The organism is Xenorhabdus littoralis, from assembly GCF_033949345.1.
GTDB lineage: Bacteria > Pseudomonadota > Gammaproteobacteria > Enterobacterales > Enterobacteriaceae > Xenorhabdus > Xenorhabdus littoralis.
Genome location: NZ_VCDP01000002.1, coordinates 40,269 through 58,094, shown reverse-complemented (window position 1 = coordinate 58,094; position 17,826 = coordinate 40,269). Strand labels below are relative to the sequence as shown.

At 45.9% G+C, this 17,826-nt stretch carries 15 protein-coding genes and 1 pseudogene; 12 read left to right on the top strand and 4 right to left on the bottom strand.

Annotated features, from left to right (window positions below; translation table 11 throughout):
* Positions 1–187 precede the first annotated feature (187 nt).
* Together FE394_RS00255 and FE394_RS00250 are read left to right on the top strand one after the other, a co-directional pair.
* Positions 188–1,471 carry a citrate synthase gene (locus FE394_RS00255; protein WP_319924403.1) on the top strand — a complete coding sequence of 428 codons (1,284 nt, stop codon included), beginning with the start codon at positions 188–190 and terminating at the stop codon, positions 1,469–1,471.
* A gap of 172 nt (positions 1,472–1,643) precedes the next feature.
* The gene (locus FE394_RS00250; RefSeq protein WP_319924499.1) at positions 1,644–2,213 is read left to right on the top strand and encodes a S66 peptidase family protein; all 570 of its coding nucleotides are present in this window, start codon (positions 1,644–1,646) and stop codon (positions 2,211–2,213) included.
* Between the two features lie 90 nt (positions 2,214–2,303).
* Here FE394_RS00250 and FE394_RS00245 read toward each other — a convergent pair.
* Positions 2,304–2,660, bottom strand: a pseudogene (locus FE394_RS00245) (transposase); the annotation flags it as partial.
* 251 nt (positions 2,661–2,911) lie between these two features.
* Here FE394_RS00245 and FE394_RS00240 point away from each other — a divergent pair.
* From FE394_RS00240 to FE394_RS00225, 4 genes are read left to right on the top strand one after another with little or no spacing between them, the layout of a single operon-like run.
* On the top strand, positions 2,912–4,030 hold the full coding sequence (locus FE394_RS00240; protein WP_319924402.1) for a 3-oxoacyl-ACP synthase III family protein: 1,119 nt from the start codon (positions 2,912–2,914) through the stop codon (positions 4,028–4,030).
* Positions 4,031–4,070: 40 nt separating this feature from the next.
* The gene (locus FE394_RS00235; RefSeq protein WP_319924401.1) at positions 4,071–4,325 is read left to right on the top strand and encodes an acyl carrier protein; all 255 of its coding nucleotides are present in this window, start codon (positions 4,071–4,073) and stop codon (positions 4,323–4,325) included.
* On the top strand, positions 4,322–5,926 hold the full coding sequence (locus tag FE394_RS00230; protein WP_319924400.1) for an amino acid adenylation domain-containing protein: 1,605 nt from the start codon (positions 4,322–4,324) through the stop codon (positions 5,924–5,926). The genes FE394_RS00235 and FE394_RS00230 overlap by 4 nt, the downstream gene beginning before the upstream one ends.
* Entirely contained in the window at positions 5,910–7,055 is a 1,146-nt protein-coding gene (locus tag FE394_RS00225) for an acyl-CoA dehydrogenase family protein (RefSeq protein ID WP_319924399.1), read from the top strand. Before FE394_RS00230 ends, FE394_RS00225 begins: the two co-directional genes overlap by 17 nt.
* On the opposite strand, the gene FE394_RS00220 is transcribed toward FE394_RS00225, so the two are convergent.
* Positions 7,050–7,814: an AraC family transcriptional regulator gene (locus FE394_RS00220; protein ID WP_319924398.1), complete on the bottom strand. Its 765-nt coding sequence runs from the start codon at positions 7,812–7,814 to the stop codon at positions 7,050–7,052. The two genes, FE394_RS00225 and FE394_RS00220, sit on opposite strands and share 6 nt — an antisense overlap.
* Positions 7,815–7,931: 117 nt before the next feature.
* On the opposite strand from FE394_RS00220, the gene FE394_RS00215 reads away from it, so the two are divergent.
* Positions 7,932–9,053, top strand: a complete 1,122-nt coding sequence (locus FE394_RS00215; RefSeq protein ID WP_319924397.1) for a multidrug effflux MFS transporter — start codon at positions 7,932–7,934, stop codon at positions 9,051–9,053.
* A gap of 143 nt (positions 9,054–9,196) precedes the next feature.
* On the opposite strand, the gene FE394_RS00210 is transcribed toward FE394_RS00215, so the two are convergent.
* On the bottom strand, positions 9,197–9,940 hold the full coding sequence (locus FE394_RS00210) for a type 2 GTP cyclohydrolase I (RefSeq protein WP_319924396.1): 744 nt from the start codon (positions 9,938–9,940) through the stop codon (positions 9,197–9,199).
* A 104-nt stretch (positions 9,941–10,044) separates the two neighbouring features.
* Positions 10,045–10,257, bottom strand: a complete 213-nt coding sequence (locus FE394_RS00205) for a YbfA family protein (RefSeq protein WP_319924395.1) — start codon at positions 10,255–10,257, stop codon at positions 10,045–10,047.
* A gap of 364 nt (positions 10,258–10,621) precedes the next feature.
* Between FE394_RS00205 and kdpF the strand changes: the two genes are divergently transcribed.
* Genes kdpF through kdpD form a run of 5 tightly spaced genes read left to right on the top strand, consistent with a single transcriptional unit; the run spans position 10,622 to position 17,813 of the window.
* On the top strand, positions 10,622–10,711 hold the full coding sequence (gene kdpF, locus FE394_RS19805) for a K(+)-transporting ATPase subunit F (protein ID WP_369292834.1): 90 nt from the start codon (positions 10,622–10,624) through the stop codon (positions 10,709–10,711).
* A complete protein-coding gene (gene kdpA, locus FE394_RS00200) occupies positions 10,712–12,409 on the top strand; it encodes a potassium-transporting ATPase subunit KdpA (RefSeq protein ID WP_319924394.1) in 1,698 nt (565 codons plus the stop codon).
* A gap of 30 nt (positions 12,410–12,439) precedes the next feature.
* A complete protein-coding gene (kdpB, locus tag FE394_RS00195) occupies positions 12,440–14,506 on the top strand; it encodes a potassium-transporting ATPase subunit KdpB (RefSeq protein ID WP_319924393.1) in 2,067 nt (688 codons plus the stop codon).
* Positions 14,507–14,516: 10 nt separating this feature from the next.
* Positions 14,517–15,098, top strand: coding sequence for a potassium-transporting ATPase subunit KdpC (kdpC, locus tag FE394_RS00190; protein ID WP_319924392.1), 582 nt, complete (start codon positions 14,517–14,519; stop codon positions 15,096–15,098).
* 3 nt (positions 15,099–15,101) lie between these two features.
* Entirely contained in the window at positions 15,102–17,813 is a 2,712-nt protein-coding gene (kdpD, locus tag FE394_RS00185) for a two-component system sensor histidine kinase KdpD (RefSeq protein ID WP_319924391.1), read from the top strand.
* Positions 17,814–17,826 lie beyond the last annotated feature (13 nt).

The window sequence follows — 17,826 nt, the reverse complement described above, 5'->3', positions numbered from 1 at the left end:
TTAAACATACTTCCCAGAAACTTTTTAACAACCTGAAAACCATTGTCATCCGTAATGAAATTTCAGCGTTAAATGTGATACCAGCCTGATTTTAAATTCTCTCCGGTAGCACAATGCCTTCGGCACAGTATAAATTGCGCCTATCTGGTTGTTAGGGGTTATCAATATAAGCGCTAAGGAGATGTAAATGGCTGATAAAAAGGCTACGTTGAACATAAATGGTTCAGCTGCTATCGAACTAGACGTACTAACGCCAACCTTAGGTTATGAAGTGATTGACGTTCGTACCCTCGGCTCAAAAGGCTTCTATACCTACGATCCTGGCTTTACTTCCACTGCCTCTTGTGAGTCGAAAATCACCTATATCGATGGCGATGAAGGCATTTTGCTGCACCGTGGTTTTCCCATCGATCAGCTCGCAACAGAATCAACTTATCTGGAAGTCTGCTATATCCTGCTGTACGGCGAACCGCCAACATCCGAAGAATATGAAAAATTCAAAACTACGGTAACTCGCCATACTATGATCCACGAACAGATTACCCGTCTGTTCCACGGTTTCCGCCGTGACTCCCATCCGATGGCTGTACTTTGTGGTGTTACAGGCGCACTGGCGGCTTTCTATCATGATGCGCTGGATGTTAACAATCCTCGCCACCGTGAAATCACCGCTTACCGCCTGCTGTCCAAAATGCCGACCGTGGCAGCGATGTGTTACAAATATTCCCTTGGTCAGCCTTTCGTTTATCCGCGCAATGATCTTTCTTATGCAGCCAACTTCCTGCACATGATGTTCTCGACACCTTGCGAAGAATATAAGGTTAATCCTGTACTTGAACGTGCCATGGATCGTATTTTTATTCTGCATGCGGACCACGAGCAAAATGCGTCAACTTCCACAGTACGTACCGCAGGATCTTCCGGCGCAAACCCATTCGCCTGTATTGCTGCTGGTATAGCATCCCTGTGGGGACCTGCGCATGGTGGGGCAAACGAAGCCTGTCTGCGTATGCTGGAAGAAATCCAAACCGTTGATCACATACCTGAATTCATCGCTCGCGCCAAAGATAAAAACGACTCTTTCCGCCTGATGGGATTTGGTCACCGCGTGTACAAAAACTACGATCCTCGCGCTACAGTCATGCGTGAGACTTGTCATGAAGTACTGAATGAACTTGGCCTGAATGACAGCCTGCTGGAAGTGGCGATGGAGCTGGAGCGCATTGCTCTGAACGACCCGTACTTTATTGAGAAGAAACTGTATCCGAATGTCGATTTCTATTCCGGCATCATCCTGAAAGCGATGGGAATTCCATCGACCATGTTCACCGTGATTTTCGCAATCGCCCGTACTATCGGCTGGATTGCACACTGGAATGAAATGCACGATGAAGGCTTGAAGATCGCTCGTCCACGTCAGCTTTATACGGGCCACGACAAACGTGATTTTCAGAGCCAGTTGAAAAAGTAATTTGATCAATCCAATTCCACTATTCACATTTTGAATAGTTTATCCCTGCACCCCTCATACCAGTTTTTACTCTGAGATTAGGGGTGTAGTTTTTTATGGCTAGATATCAATTATTGTTTTATAACGAAAAGGATATAAAACAAAGGTCGCTTCATTTGGTGAATACCCACCTCTGGTTGATGAAACCTTTGCCGGTTTTTCCAGAATTGTCAGTAATCCTTCTTCTCCCTTAATATATGAACAGCCTAAATATTGGACGGACGAATATATTGAATGGGAAGATCAAATAAGTCCGAAAAATACATTCCCTAATAAATGGATTTTTGATGGAAAAGGAAAATATCACGGCAGATTAATTGGCGGTAATCTGAATACCCTTTATGGCATTTGGGGCAGTGAGTATATGCCTGAAATTAAACAAGGAGATATTCTTCTGATTGAAGACTGTCATCAAGGAATAGAATCCGTTGAACGCGCTTTTGCCCATCTCCTGCTCTGTGGGGTCTTTGATAAAGTTTCCGCGATTATTCTTGGAAAACACGAACAATTTAATGATCGGGGAACAGGAAGAACGTCTCTGGATGTTCTAAAAGAAATTTTGAACGGTAAAGAAGTCCCTATTCTGGCTGAGTTTGATTGTTGTCATACCCATCCTATGTTCACCATGCCTATCGGTGTTGATATCGTCATCGACTTTGACGCCGAATCCATTTTTCTGCCAGAGCCGTGGTGTACAAACTGATTTAATTAATCCGTGTCGTGACCTAAAAAACCACTAATGCGGAAAAATTCAATTAAATTAACCAGAACTAGGGTTAACTTAGAATTTTGATTAATTTTTCTTAATTACCCTGAATTCTGCATAAGCCGTCACTAAGAAATTCTTTTCCAAATAGGAAATACTCAGTGACGGTTTATTCTTTTTAAGGCAATAAGCAGTGACCTGTGCTTTCATATCACGACGCTTTTTAGTGATGAAAGTCACCCCTGTCTGCATTAAATCATCTATGAGGGACTGACAGAGGTATTCTTACTATTCGCTATAAAGAGAGTCGCTTAATCCTTTGGCTAATTCACGCACGGGTCCCCGGCCATCCACATTGTCTGCCGTGAGTTTGACCGAGATGATTTCACCTTGTTGATTGATGACCAAATATGATTTAAACCCATAAAACCATCCCATCGTACTTGATGGTCATTATCACGCTCATACGACTAACAAATTGACGTTGCCGGGTTCATTTTTTGATACGCATTTTTCCGCGATTATTGCATAAAAACACGACAAAAATCGTCGACATCGCAGAAAAGTTCAACTAATTTGTCCATGCCTGTTTCTTGTTAGATCGGTTTTTTCTCGGTCGAAAGTTCTGATCTTGGAACAGGTACTTAGTTCAATTTTCTTATCAAGATATCAGATTAATTACTTGAGGGAATAATATGCGATCAGTAGGAATTCAAGCAATAGCTGTACATTTACCCGATGGAGTACGAACAAATTCTTGGTGGGATAAAGCCGCTTCGCCACCACAGAATGCTACTTCATCAGCCATGGCATCAACGTCAAATGGTTTGTTCAACCGCAGGAAGATCAACCCTTACGATGCAGCCATGGAACGTTATCTGGAAGATCCCTTTTTCGGTAGCATCGAGCGCCGGGTTGTAACTCAAAGTGAAGGGAGCGTAGAACTCGGGACTGAAGCAGCGCGTCGTGTATTCGATGCGGCTGGTGTTTCACCAAATGAAGTGGATTGCCTGATCTCGGTATCGATGTTTCCTGATCGTATCGGTTCAGGTGATGCTGGATATCTTGCACAAGCACTGGGCACAGGTGGCGGAGCATTCAACGTAGAGGCGACCTGTGGCGGTTCTATGTCAGGATTGTTGACAGCATGTGCTTGGGTGCAAGCCGGTCTGAAAGAACGAATCCTAGTTGTCACAACCTCTAGGTTATCTCAGGCAATCGAAGCTGATGACGTCACTCTGCGGCTGTGTGGAGATGCTTCAGCGGCGTTCTTGATCGGTCCGGTCAAGAACGGATTTGGTTTATTGGGCGCTGAGTCTTTACACACTGGAAATACCTGTGGAACCTGGCTATTGGATGCAGTCGAGGACACTTCGGGAACAACATCCTCTGGACAGAAAATCCGTTTGCGCGTAGATCCTTCTATCTCCCACGTACTACGTGCCACGGCTGAGCCATATCTTGTACAGACGACTAAAGGCGCACTGGCGAAAGCCGGGCTTGAATTACAAGATATTGACTTCCTCGTGGTTAACACGCCAACAGCCTGGCATGCAGAGTTTTCCGCCAATGTTCTGGGTATCGAACCAGATCGGGTCGTGAATACTTTCCCGCAAGTAGCCAATATCGGACCGGTGCTAATGCCGTTCAATGCCTATACCGCAGCGGCTGACGGCCGTATAAAACCCGGAGATAATGTACTTATGTACGGATTTGGCGGACAGGCTGAAGCCTCCGCAGCTGTATTCCGTTGGCCACATGTCATCTTGGCCGCTCCTCCCAAAGAAGCGTCAATTATCAATCCGACAAATTAACAGTGATATTCATAATCCATGACTAATAGAGGAAAGCCCTATGTCCAATAGCTTAGTGAAAATTCGTGCTTTTGTTATCAACGATATCTTTAAAGGATATGACTCGGATATTTCTGACGATCTGAATCTGGGAGAGTCAGGAGTCCTCTCATCCTTGGCGATTATGCGCTTAGTTTCATTTGTAGAAGATGAATTCAACATCATTGTCGGTGTCAGTGACCCGAGAACACACTTTACTACTATTCGCGAGATCGCGCGTTATGTAGATGAGAAGTCATCAGGTGCTCAAAAATGACGGCTGAGACTATATTGCTGCCGCAACAGATCGAACCTTTGGCAGATCTGGCAAAATATTTAGACGACATCACAACACGACGCGCTAGTGCTCGCGCTGTCGTTGATCCTGACGGCTCATCTATGAGTTATGAAGAACTTTCCGATGCAGCAGATAGAATTGCAGCTTTTCTCCATCAGAATGGCGTTGTGGTAGGTGACCGTGTAGGGCTTTTCATGCGCAAGAGTTCCCAGACCCTTGCGGCCATTTTTGGCGTACTGCGCCTAGGGGCGATATATGTGCCCACTGATGTGGGTAGTTCAGGTACGCGGGCATCGACCATATTCAGCGATTGCGATGTTCAATTCATTTTCACCGATCCAGAGTCAGCGTCACATCTGACACGGGCCGCTCCCTCTCTCGGCTCTCGTGTGATTGTGATACAGCCACATAATGAGGAAACTAACGACACACGTGAGGAATGGCGAACGTTGGATATACTGAGTGGCGAAAAACTCCACTATCCGCGCAGCATACCAAATGCTGATCGGCTCGCATATATCCTATATACTTCCGGCTCTTCAGGTGCTCCGAAAGGAGTAGCGATAAGCCACCGCAATGCGGTTAGCTTCGTTGAATGGGCTTCAAATCTCTTTAATGTGACGGCGGAAGATCAGGTATCCAGCCACGCGCCATTCCATTTCGACCTGTCTGTCTTCGATATTTATGTCTCTGTGAAGAATGGCGCATGCATTCACCTGATTGACACTGATCTTGCTACCAGTCTACGGCATCTGGCTGCCTTTATAGCCAACCGAGAGATCACTGTCTGGTACTCAGCTCCTGCAATTTTAGGTATGTTAGCCGAACAGCACAATGAACGCCAACCTACTCATAATCGGCTAAGGCTTGTGCTATTCGCGGGTGAAGTCTTCCCGCTCACAAAATTACGCAAGCTGCTACATCTATGGCCTGAACCGATCTACTACAATCTGTACGGTCCTACAGAAACCAACGTATGCACCGCTTATCAGGTACCCAAATTAATACCGACAGATTGCACTGAATCGTTGTCGATAGGCCATCCCTGTGACCACTGCGAAATTATCGTCGTCGATGAAAACCTACAACTGCTACCAGAGGGTGAACCCGGCTTATTATGCGTTTCAGGGCCCTCCGTCGTTACCAATTACTGGAATGCTCCCGAGAAAACAGCTCAGCGAATGTTCCACCTCAACGGCAAACGCTGGTATAACACCGGAGATATGGTTCGCTCCTCCCCTGAAGGCTACATCTTTATGGGGAGAATTGATCGCATGATCAAGCGTCATGGATACCGGATAGAACTGGATGAAATAGAATCATGCCTGATGACTCATCCTGAACTCGCTGCCTGTGCAGTAGTCAGCTCTGGAAACGACGGAAATACGACCATAACGGCATTTCTCGTCACTGACGATTCTCTGATTTCTCCAACTAATCTGAGTAGACACTGTTACGAACGACTAACACACTATATGGTACCCGATCATTTTATCTACCTACCCGACCTTCCCCGTACCTCTACGGGTAAGACCAACTATCAACTTCTGGAACATCAATGCCATGCCAAACCAAATTGATGAACAACGGATATCGCTACGCGATAATGCCGCACGTTTTGCCCACGAGCAGCTAAACACAGATATAGTAGCCTCCGATCGTGCCAGTATTTTCCATCGGGATGGCTGGCAGAAATGCGCAAAATTCGGGCTAATAAGTATGGCCATACCCGAAAATTGCGGTGGGGAGGGAGCACCACTATCCGATCTCCTCGCTGTTATGGAAGGTCTGGGATACGGTTGCGAAGATATGGGGCTGTTGTTTTCACTTAACGCCCATCTATGGACTGTTGCTATGCCGTTAGCAATCTACGGCACTCCGGCACAGCGTTCACGCTTTCTACCCGGTCTAATGGACGGTTCTCTGATCGGTGCCAACGGTTCTACGGAAGACGAAGCAGGTTCGGACGTGTTCTCCATGCGTACCCACGCTGTACGAGACGGCGATAACTATATTCTCAACGGTTCGAAGATTTACATCACAAATGCTCCCATCGCTGATCTTTGTCTCGTCTACGCTACGATCGATCCTACACTTGGTCCGCTTGGTGTAACAGCTTTCCTTATCGAATCGAATAACCCCGGTATAGAGTTAAGCCCTCCCATGGAAAAGATGGGATTACGCACTGCACAGATGGGACGGATTACACTCAAGAACTGCCGTGTTCCGAGCGATGCGATACTGGGTAGAGAAGGACGAGGCGTCAAAATTTTTGAAAGTGCTATGGAGCACGAACGTGGATGCATTCTTGCCACCACCTTAGGATCAATGCGCCGTAACCTTGAAGCATGCATCATTCACGCTCGTACACGTCACCAATTCGGTCAGCCTATCGGAAAAAATCAGGCTATATCCCATCGCATTGCCGACATGAAAGTCAATCTGGATGCAGCTCGTGAACTCGTCTACCGGGTAGGACGACTTAAGGACGCAGGCAAAGATGCCATGATGGAAGCGGCCTGCGCTAAGCTGTTCGTCTCGGAAACATACACTAAGTTCTCGCTAGATGCTCTTCGTATCTACGGAGCACAAGGCTATCTAGTTGAAAGCCCAACTGAGAGAGAGCTGCGCAACTCCATTGCATCAGTCATTTATTCAGGCACTTCCGACATTCAACGTAACATCATCGCAAGCGAACTCGGATTATGATCCCGCCATATACTCCCTTGGCGGCCTCCCTATAGCTTTGCGAAAAAACGTAACAAACGCACTATCACTGACAAAACCGAGTTCCTGTGCCACATAAGACAGGGACTTGTTCCGGGCGAGTAATTCTATCGCCTTTACCAATCGCCACTGTTGCCGCCATTGCTGATAATTCATTCCTGTTTCGCGCTGAAATATACGGGTAATGGTTTTCTCACTGGCACCAATATAAGTCGCGAGGGTGTGTAATGGTGGCGGTAGTTGCTCAAGTGATAAACCTGCCAAACGCCGATCAAAAGGCAGAGGTAATAAAGTCGGTTCTCTACGGGCTTCACGGATCTCATCAAAAAACACGGCCAACAAATGCGCGCCCCTTCCCTGATACCAATCCGAATCGAAAGAAGATATCGCAATGCGTTCTAAAAGTGCCTGTAATAACGGTGTCGCTTCCAGCACTTCACTTCGCTCTGAAATCAGTTCAGTTTCCAATACATTCAAATAAACAGAACGATATCCTACCGAACCGCGCATTTCTGCCCGATGCCGTGTCTTGGGAGGTATCCATGCCACTCTGGTTGGTGGCAAAATCGAGATCTGATCCGCCAACGTGATCTTGATGCAACCACGCTGGGTAAACAACAACTGCCCCATATTATGCTGATGGATGCCTGAATCGTGCTGCCCCATTTCTGCTGCAATGCCTACCACAGGCACATTTAAAATATCGGGATCGAAATGATCACTTTGCCGCAACCACGCCATGTCAGCTCCACAGAATAGATGTCCGATTATATAAATAAATTGTCTTTATTATCATAAAGAGACATAAATCAGAATGCTAACCTTTCAGTCATCACTCATTTATCATCCGAAAAAACCATGCAAATCAAACCCTCACTCTGGCTCTCGGTCGCCTTAATGATGTTTCCGCAGATTGTTGAAACCATCTATAGTCCTGCATTAACCAATATCGCCGCTGGTTTTTCCGTCAGCTCAGAACAGGCAGCTCAAACGTTATCGCTCTATTTTTTTGCCTTTGCTCTCGGTGTTGTCGTATGGGGACGCATGTGTGATGTCATTGGCAGACGACCGACTATCATTGCCGGTCTGTCACTCTACGGTCTTGCTTCCTTGCTGGCATTACTGACTCAGCAATTCTGGTTATTACTCGTTGCCAGAATGTTATCCGCTTTCGGTGCCGCAGTCGGATCTGTCGGCACACAAACCATCATGCGTGATACTTATCAGGGAGATGAGCTGGCGCGGGTTTTTTCTATCATGGGCATCGCATTGGCAGCCAGTCCTGCTATTGGCATGATCAGCGGTTCAACATTAAATTATTTTGCTGGCTATAGGGCCGTGTTTGCTGGACTGGCGATTTTGGCAGTGCTCCTGATGTATTGGTCTGCTATGCGGTTACCGGAAACCCGCCCAGCCAACGTAACAAAAGTGGCGCTATTCAGTACAGCAAACATGATGCTGAAAGATATTTCGATTTGGCGAAATGCATTTCTGATCGCATTTTTCAATATTTGTCTGTTTAGTTATTATCAATTAGCACCATTTCGTTTCGGACAATTTGGATTATCGCAGGAAGCATTTGGTTATACTGGTTTGTTATTAACGTTGGGCGTTGGCTTCGGGTCATTTTTAAACAAATATTTACTCAAGAAACAATGGAAATCTTTTAAATTAGTGACTCTGGCTGCTTTTATGACTTTACTGAGTGGGGTCAGTGTCTATCTGCTCGAAAATAGCTGGCTATTTATTTTTCCCATGTTGGGCATTGTGATTGCTTACGGACTTGCCATTCCAAATATTCTGGCTTCCGCATTAAGCAATTATGGGGATCGATTAGGTACGGCTGGTGCTTTACTGGGGTTATTTTACTATTTGTTGCTGGGTCTTGGTTTGGCATTGGCTGGCTGGAGTCAGGCATTGGGCTGTGTATTGATTTGTTGTGGTATCGCGACAGTTTTTATATCTATCCGACGTTTATGAATAAGTTTGGCTTAAAGCCCCGCAATATCAATCATATTCAAATCAGCCAATATTTTTTCTGCGTATCAATATTTTGATTATCAAACCATATAAAAAGTCCCCAGTTTCCTCAAATAAAAAGAAACTTGGGGACTATGTAAACATCAAGCCGGATTAGGAATATCGATAAAAGTCACATCCAGCCCGTGATTATTCGCCAGCCATTCACCGAGTGCTTTGATACCATAGCGCTCTGTTGCATGATGGCCTGCTGAAAAGAAATGCAGCCCCATCTCGCGGGCAACATGGATTGTCTTTTCTGATACTTCTCCAGTGACAAAAGCATCAACGCCAAACTCAGCCGCCTGCTCAATAAAACTCTGGCCTCCACCGGTACACCATGCCAGAGTGCGAATTTCTTCTGGCGCATTATCTCCGCAATGCAACACGCCGCGCTCTAATCTTTTCTCCAGGCGATCAACCAATTCTGCGGGTGTGATAGGTTGATCAAAAGCGCCATGCGGAAGCAAAGAATCGATATGGCCGATAACCTTCACGCCCATCTGACGTGCCAATTGGATATTGTTTCCCAAAGTGGGATGGGCATCCAGCGGGAGATGATAACCATATAGATTAATATCATTGCAAAGCAGAGTTTGCAGACGACGACGTTTCATGCCACGAATAATAGGCGATTCATTTTTCCAGAAATACCCATGATGAACGATGACAGCATCCGCTTCGAGTCGGACAGCTTCGTCCAACAAAGCCTGACAAGCTGTCACACCTGTCACCACTCGCCGGACATGAGGACGACCTTCCACCTGTAATCCATTGGGGGCATAATCTTGAAATTCGCGGGCATTCAATTCCGTATTGAGCACGTGTTCCAATTCAACATTGTTCATCTCATTCCCCCTGTTATTAGTATTTTTAAATTGCATATAAAACAAAACACCTTGCCAGAATAAACTGACAAGGTGTAAAAATACCATATTCAATAGAAGCAATCTTAGCGATTGCGAATACCAGCAGCCATTTCTGAACATTCCAACCACACTGGCTTATCGCTGGTTTTCACCCATACTTTATGCAGGTAGCTGTAAAAACGGGCACGATCACGACGAAGAAATAGCATAACAGGAAGCGCAATGACGCCCAGTGTTACCGCGCCAATACGCCGCAAGAGAACCTGATGCCAAGAGTATTCACGATATATAGACATTAGTACCCCTCATGGGCAAAAACTGTAAGATGTACAAAATATTACCTGATAAAATGAAAATTTACCACTCGTCCGACCACCTTTTAAGTGGTATGAATCACTCTTTTTTTTCGTTTACGTAATTTAATTACAAAAATAATACTTAAACAGAAACAAAACCAACAAATTGAAAACAAAAAATTAACCTAATAGAATTTGCTACACTTGCCTTAATTTAATAACGTTTTCTTAATTAGTTTTGCTTGTCACTGATGCTTTTTTTGCGCTTCCAGCGGGACTTTTAACAACCGCTTTTTCTTTTCGTGATCATTTTTATGCTGTAACTGACTGTTCTTTCAAAAAGAAATAAGTGGAGGGATACACCATGAATATATTCCACATCATTGGTATTTTTCTGGTGATTCTATTACTGAGCTATTTGATTTATGCATTATTAAATGCGGAGGATTTCTAAATGGCAGGATCCGCATTTCTATTGATCGTCAGTTTTCTGCTCATTCTATTTCTATTGAGCAAACCTCTCGGCAATCTGATTGCCTGCCTGATCGAAGGAGAATTACCCCACTGGATAATAAAATCTGAAATGATCCTGTGGCGTTGTTGTGGTCTGCGAAAACCAGGTAATGACGTCAAAGAAATGAATTGGTGGCAATATGCCCTTGCCATTCTCATATTCAATATCACAGGATTATTGCTACTGTTTATCCTACTGATCAGTCAGGGACACTTGCCCCTGAATCCACAACATTTTGCGGGGATGAGATGGGATTTAGCACTTAATACCGCGATTAGCTTTATCACCAACACCAATTGGCAGGCTTACAGCGGAGAAAATGCCCTGAGTTATCTGAGCCAAATGGCAGGATTGACCGTTCAGAATTTTCTGTCCGCAGCGACAGGCATTTCGGTGGCTTTTGCCTTAATACGGGCATTTTCCCGTCAAGGTACTAAAACACTGGGAAATGCGTGGATCGATATTACACGCATCACTTTATATCTCTTGCTTCCACTTGCCATCATTGTTGCTTTATTCTTTGTCAGTCAAGGCGTTATCCAAAACTTTTCCTCCTATGTATTCATTCATCCCCTTGAAGGCCAACAACAATTGATCCCTATGGGGCCAGTGGCTTCTCAAGAAGCCATAAAACTATTGGGAACAAATGGGGGAGGATTTTTTGGGGCAAACTCCGCTCATCCATTTGAAAATCCAACATCACTCAGTAACTTTGTGCAAATTCTGGCTATCTTCTTGATTCCCACAGCACTCTGTTTCGCCTTTGGTCTGGTCGTTGGTGATAATCGTCAGGGATATGCCTTACTTTCAGCGATGAGCATTATCTTTGTTGTCGCTGCCAGCGTTGTCATATATGCCGAAATGTCCGGTAATCCAAATCTCACACAACCCAGCATCAATAGCCATTTTAATATGGAAGGAAAAGAATCCCGTTTTGGCGTTCTGGCCTCCTCTCTCTACAGCGTTGTCACCACTGCCGCCTCTTGCGGGGCCGTGAACTCAATGCATGATTCCTTTACTCCACTGGGCGGAATGATACCACTCTGGTTGATACAAATTGGTGAAGTCATATTCGGTGGGGTGGGATCGGGACTCTACAGCATGTTACTGTTTGTTCTGCTTGCTGTATTTATTGCAGGTTTGATGATTGGCCGCGCACCAGAATACTTAGGCAAAAAAATTGATGTTTATGATATGAAAATGGTTGCTCTGGCGATTTTGATCACCCCTTCGTTAGTATTATTGGGAACCGATCTGGCGATTTCAACTGATGCTGGGCGTAGCGCGATTGCAAATCCCGGTGCTCATGGTTTCACTGAGGTACTCTATGCTGTTTCATCCGCAGCCAACAATAACGGCAGCGCCTTTGCCGGTCTGAACGCAAACAACGTCTTTTACAACTTATTGTTGGGTGCGGCTATGTTTTTCGGACGCTTTGGCATCATTCTGCCGGTTCTGGCCATCTCTGGCTCCATGATTAGCAAAAAGCGTCAGCCTATCAGTAGTGGCACTCTGCCAACCTACGGAATCCTCTTCATCGGGTTATTAATTCTGGTGATTTTACTGATTGGGGCATTAACGTTTATTCCTGCTCTTGCTCTTGGCCCCATTGCTGAATATTTACAATTTCGGCAATGAGAAGGCGTGAGGCAAAGTGTGAGGTCACTGATGAAAAGCAAACAACAAGTCGTATTTGAACCCACTTTAGTTCGCCAAGCACTTATTGATTCATTAAAAAAATGCCATCCGGCCAGCCAGTGGCGCAATCCCGTTATGTTCGTTGTTTATCTGGGAAGTTGCCTGACAACAGCCTTATGGATCGGCATATTGGCGGGACAATTAACAGGTAATGCATTCTTTACTGGTGCCATCGCGTTTTGGTTATGGTTTACCACACTGTTTGCCAACTTTGCAGAAGCACTGGCCGAAGGACGCAGCAAAGCTCAGGCATCCAGTCTGAAAGGTGTTAAAAAAACCAGTTGGGCTATTAAACTGGCATCCCCCAACCGCGAGGCGACAAGGCAAAAAGTCACTTCTGATACATTGCGCAAAGGCGATATTGTATTGGTGGAAGCCGGAGAAATCATTCCCTGTGATGGTGAAATTCTTGAGGGAGGCGCTTCTGTTGATGAAAGTGCCATTACGGGAGAATCAGCCCCGGTTATCCGTGAATCTGGCGGTGATTTTTCCTCTGTTACCGGCGGAACACGGGTTTTATCTGATTGGTTGATTGCCGAGTGTACTGCCAATCCGGGTGAAACTTTTCTGGACAGAATGATTTCGATGGTCGAAGGTGCTAAACGACGTAAAACTCCCAATGAAATAGCCCTCTCCATTCTACTCACTGCATTGACCATTATTTTCCTGCTGGTCTGCGTGAGCCTGCTGCCTTTCTCTTTATTCAGTGTTCAGGCCAACCAATCTGGTCTTCCGATTACACTCACCGTACTGATTGCCCTGCTGGTTTGCCTGATCCCCACCACTATCGGAGGATTACTTTCCGCCATTGGTGTTGCAGGCATGAGTCGGATGTTGGGAGCCAATGTCATTGCTACCAGCGGACGTGCCATTGAAGCTGCCGGTGATGTGGATGTCCTGCTGCTGGATAAAACGGGCACGATCACGTTAGGTAATCGTCAGGCTTCTCAGTTTTTACCCGCACCGGGCGTAACAGAGCAGCAATTGGCTGATGCAGCACAACTCTCCTCGCTTGCTGATGAAACACCGGAAGGACGTAGCATCGTTATTTTGGCAAAACAGCGTTTCAATATGCGCGAACGTGATCTTCGCGCATTAAACGCAACATTTGTTCCTTTCTCTGCGATAACACGCATGAGCGGAGTCAATATCAGCAATCGTATGATCCGCAAGGGTGCTGTCGATTCCATTCGGCGTTACATTGAAGCCAACCAAAGCCATTTTCCTGATGCTATTGACCAATTAGTGCAACAAGTCGCACACAAAGGAGAAACACCTTTGGTCGTTGCTGAGAACCAGCGTGTTTTGGGTGTGGTTGCCTTAAAAGATATTGTAAAAGGTGGGATCAAAGAACGCTTCAGTGAAATGCGCAGAATGGGGATCAAAACAGTGATGATCACAGGTGACAATCATCTGACAGCCGCAGCAATTGCAGCCGAGGCAGGTGTGGATGATTTTCTGGCAGAAGCCACACCTGAAGCGAAATTAGCACTGATCCGCCAATACCAATCCGAAGGGCGTCTGGTCGCCATGACCGGTGACGGGACTAACGATGCCCCCGCGTTGGCTCAGGCAGATGTTGCCGTTGCCATGAATTCAGGTACACAAGCGGCAAAAGAGGCTGGCAATATGGTGGACTTAGACTCCAATCCGACCAAACTGATTGAGGTTGTGCATATTGGCAAACAGATGTTGATGACTCGCGGCTCTCTGACCACATTCAGCATTGCCAATGACATCGCCAAATATTTTGCCATCATTCCCGCCGCCTTTGCGGTTACCTATCCACAACTTAATGCCCTGAACATTATGCATCTTCATTCGCCCGAATCTGCGGTATTGTCTGCTGTTATCTTCAATGCGTTGATCATTATCTTTCTGCTTCCGTTGGCTCTGAAAGGCGTCAGTTACCGCCCAATGAATGCCCTGTCACTCTTGCGCCGAAACCTATGGTTATATGGCCTCGGTGGTTTGCTCGTGCCCTTTGTAGGCATCAAGCTCATTGATATGTTACTCACTGCTTTGGCCTTTAAATAAGGTGATGAAAATGATTTGGTTACGCTCTTCCATTGTCCTGCTGATATTTCTTGGCTTAATCACGGGTATTGCCTATCCATTGCTGGTGACGGGAATATCATCAGTTTTATTTCCCTATCAAGCACAAGGTTCGCTGATTGAGCAAAATGACAAGCTGATTGGTTCTGCATTGATCGGCCAGAACTTTACTAAAACTACCTATTTTCATGGACGTCCTTCCATGACAGCAGAAAAGCCCTATAACGCGCTGTCATCCGGAGGCAGTAATCTCGCGGTAAGCAATCCGGCTTTAACCAGCCAAATTAACCAAAGAATCATTCAGATACGTCTATTTAACCATCCCGAAAACCAGCCGATTCCGATCGATCTTGTGACAGCATCCGCGAGCGGGCTTGACCCCCATATCTCTCCTGAGGCGGCAGAGTTTCAGGCACAGCGTGTCGCGACAGAGCGTCACTTACCACTTGAGGTCATCAATAAATTAATTCAGTCGCACATCAAATATCCCTTATTGGAATATATGGGTGAACCTGTAGTCAATGTACTGGAACTTAATCTGGCGCTGGATAATCTGAATCAAAAAGGCAGATAAGATATGGATCTCAATGAGCCACAACGCCCTGATCCTGATGACTTACTGGCACTGGCAAATCAAAAGCCGCGCGGGAAACTCAAAATATTTTTCGGGGCCTGCGCCGGTGTTGGTAAAACCTATGCCATGCTGCAAGAAGCCCAACGATTACTGGCCCAGGGATTAGATGTCATTGTCGGTGTTGTTGAAACCCATGAACGGCAAGAAACCGCCGCCCTACTCGCAGGTTTGCCCCAATTACCGCCCAAATACCTCCGTTATCATAAACACAGATATGAACGCAGAATAGCGGCATTCGATATTGATGCAGCCATTGCCCGTCACCCTGCCATTATTCTGATGGATGAATTGGCATTCAGTAATCCTCAGGGTTGCCGCCACCCCAAACGTTGGCAGGATGTGGATGAATTACTGGAAGCGGGCATTGATGTGCTGACTACCATCAATGTGCAACATCTGGAAAGTCTCAACGATGTTGTCGGTGGCATTACGGGCATCCGGGTTCGGGAAACTGTTCCTGACCATATATTTGATCAGGCCGATGATGTTGTTCTGGTAGATCTTCCACCGGATGATCTGCGTCAGCGACTTAACGATGGCAAAGTTTATATTTCCGGTCAGGCTGAACGCGCTATTGAACATTTCTTCCGCAAAGGAAACCTGATTGCTTTACGCGAATTAGCCTTGCGTCGCACAGCGGATCGCGTTGATGATCAGATGCGCGCTTTTCGTGATACCCGGGGAAAAGAACCCGTCTGGCATACACGGGATAATTTACTGTTATGTATTGGCTACAGTTCAGGCAATGAAAAGCTGATCCGGAAAGCGGCTCGCTTGGCGGCAAAACTGGATTGTGTCTGGCATGCCGTTTATGTTGAAACCCCAAAGCTTCATAGGTTGCCAGAAAATAAACGCCGTACCATCCTGAATGCACTGAAACTGGCGCAAGATTTAGGCGCGGAAACCGCAACGCTTTCCGATTCTCATGAAGAGAAAGCGATCTTGCGTTACGCAAGGGAGCATAATCTGGGTAAAATTCTTATTGGCCGCTATTACAGCTCGTATCCGACATTTTTCGGCTATAAATGGCTTCCCGACTTTTCGGAACGACTGGGGAAACTGGGCCCCGATCTGGATTTAATTATTGTTGCTCTGGAAGAGAAAAAATCCTGGGATAAAGAACAAAAAAATCACCGAACATTCAATGAAAAGTGGCGAATCCCGATTCAGGGCTTCATCATGGCCATCGTACTCTGCATCTTCATTACCCTCTTCTCCCGAATATTTTTATTTGGCCTTGATAAAGCCAATCTGGTGACACTTTATCTGCTCGGTGTTGTCATCATAGCGCTGTTTTATGGCCGTTGGCCCTCAGTCTTTGCTGCTTTTGTCAATGTCATCAGTTTCGACATCTTTTTTGTCCAGCCGCACTTGTCACTGGCAGTCAAGGATATGCAATATCTGCTTACCCTTACCGTGATGCTGATTGTAGGCGCAGTCGTGGGAAACCTGACCTCAGGTATACGTTATCAGGCCAGAGTTGCCCGCTATCGTGAACAGCGAACACGGCATTTATATGAAATTACCCGTGAACTGAGCAGAGCACTGAACGAAGAGGATGTAGCCCGTATCAGCTATCACTTTTTATCCAACGGCTTTCAGGCAAAAACCGGATTACTGCTGCCAGATAGCAACCATCGCTTATATCAGATAAAGGCCCATAATGGTGGTCAGATGCAAATTGATGAAGCGATCGCCAAATGGTGTTTTGATAAGAAACAGCCCGCAGGAGCAGGAACAGATACATTACCGGGAGTGCCTTACCAGTTATTGCCTATTTCCACACCTTCCCGCGTATTTGCTGTTCTTGCCATTGAATCCCCCAATCAACGCCAATTACTCGTACCGGAACAACAACGATTATTACAGACTTTCACAGGGCTTATTGCCAATGCACTGGAACGCTTGCACCTTGCCCGCGGTGCAGAGTCCGCCAAGCTGGAAACTGAACGGGAGCAATTGCGTAACTCACTGCTGGCAGAGTTATCTCATGATTTACGTACCCCGTTAACTACGCTATTTGGGCAAACAGAAATATTGATGCTGGATTTATCTGCTGAAAACTCACCTCATACTCAGCAAGTTAATCAAATTCGACAACAAATTCTCAGTACTTCGAGACTAGTCAATAACTTGTTGGACATGGCACGGATTCAGTCGGGCAGTATCCAACTCAATCTTGAATGGTATTCACTGGACGAAATTGCCGGCAACGCTTTACGTTCTCTGGAATATGCCCTTGACCATTACACAGTAGAACTTTCGCTACCTGCCGATTTACGCCTGCATTGTGATGCCTCCTTACTGGAGCGCGTTTTTGTCCATCTACTGGAAAATGCCATTAAATATACCCATAAACAAACACTTTTGGGCATAAAAGCCACTGTTGAACAACGCCTTGATCAAAAACAGGTTCACATAGAAGTCTGGGATGCAGGAACAGGCATTCCACAAGGGCAAGAACAACTTATTTTCGATAAATTTTCACGGGCCAGCAAAGAGTCTGCCATTCCCGGCGTCGGACTAGGTCTGGCAATTTGTCGGGCAATCATTGAAATTCATGGTGGAAAAATATGGGCGGCTGACAATAAAAAAGGTGGGGCTAGTTTTCACTTTGTTTTACCATTGGAGCAGCCGCCCAACAATGTTTCCTAGTAACCTGAGTTCT

What these genes read in the sequence shown, in the direction of transcription:
- FE394_RS00255 (WP_319924403.1), top strand. Translation starts at nt 188, where the DNA reads ATGGCTGATAAAAAGGCTACGTTGAACATAAATGGTTCAGCTGCTATC.
- kdpB (WP_319924393.1), top strand. Translation starts at nt 12,440, where the DNA reads ATGAAAAGCAAACAACAAGTCGTATTTGAACCCACTTTAGTTCGCCAA.
- FE394_RS00240 (WP_319924402.1), top strand. Translation starts at nt 2,912, where the DNA reads ATGCGATCAGTAGGAATTCAAGCAATAGCTGTACATTTACCCGATGGA.
- FE394_RS00230 (WP_319924400.1), top strand. Translation starts at nt 4,322, where the DNA reads ATGACGGCTGAGACTATATTGCTGCCGCAACAGATCGAACCTTTGGCA.
- FE394_RS00215 (WP_319924397.1), top strand. Translation starts at nt 7,932, where the DNA reads ATGCAAATCAAACCCTCACTCTGGCTCTCGGTCGCCTTAATGATGTTT.
- FE394_RS00205 (WP_319924395.1), bottom strand. Translation starts at nt 10,257, where the DNA reads ATGTCTATATATCGTGAATACTCTTGGCATCAGGTTCTCTTGCGGCGT.
- FE394_RS00210 (WP_319924396.1), bottom strand. Translation starts at nt 9,940, where the DNA reads ATGAACAATGTTGAATTGGAACACGTGCTCAATACGGAATTGAATGCC.
- kdpF (WP_369292834.1), top strand. Translation starts at nt 10,622, where the DNA reads ATGAATATATTCCACATCATTGGTATTTTTCTGGTGATTCTATTACTG.
- kdpA (WP_319924394.1), top strand. Translation starts at nt 10,712, where the DNA reads ATGGCAGGATCCGCATTTCTATTGATCGTCAGTTTTCTGCTCATTCTA.
- kdpD (WP_319924391.1), top strand. Translation starts at nt 15,102, where the DNA reads ATGGATCTCAATGAGCCACAACGCCCTGATCCTGATGACTTACTGGCA.
- FE394_RS00225 (WP_319924399.1), top strand. Translation starts at nt 5,910, where the DNA reads ATGCCAAACCAAATTGATGAACAACGGATATCGCTACGCGATAATGCC.
- FE394_RS00220 (WP_319924398.1), bottom strand. Translation starts at nt 7,814, where the DNA reads ATGGCGTGGTTGCGGCAAAGTGATCATTTCGATCCCGATATTTTAAAT.
- kdpC (WP_319924392.1), top strand. Translation starts at nt 14,517, where the DNA reads ATGATTTGGTTACGCTCTTCCATTGTCCTGCTGATATTTCTTGGCTTA.
- FE394_RS00235 (WP_319924401.1), top strand. Translation starts at nt 4,071, where the DNA reads ATGTCCAATAGCTTAGTGAAAATTCGTGCTTTTGTTATCAACGATATC.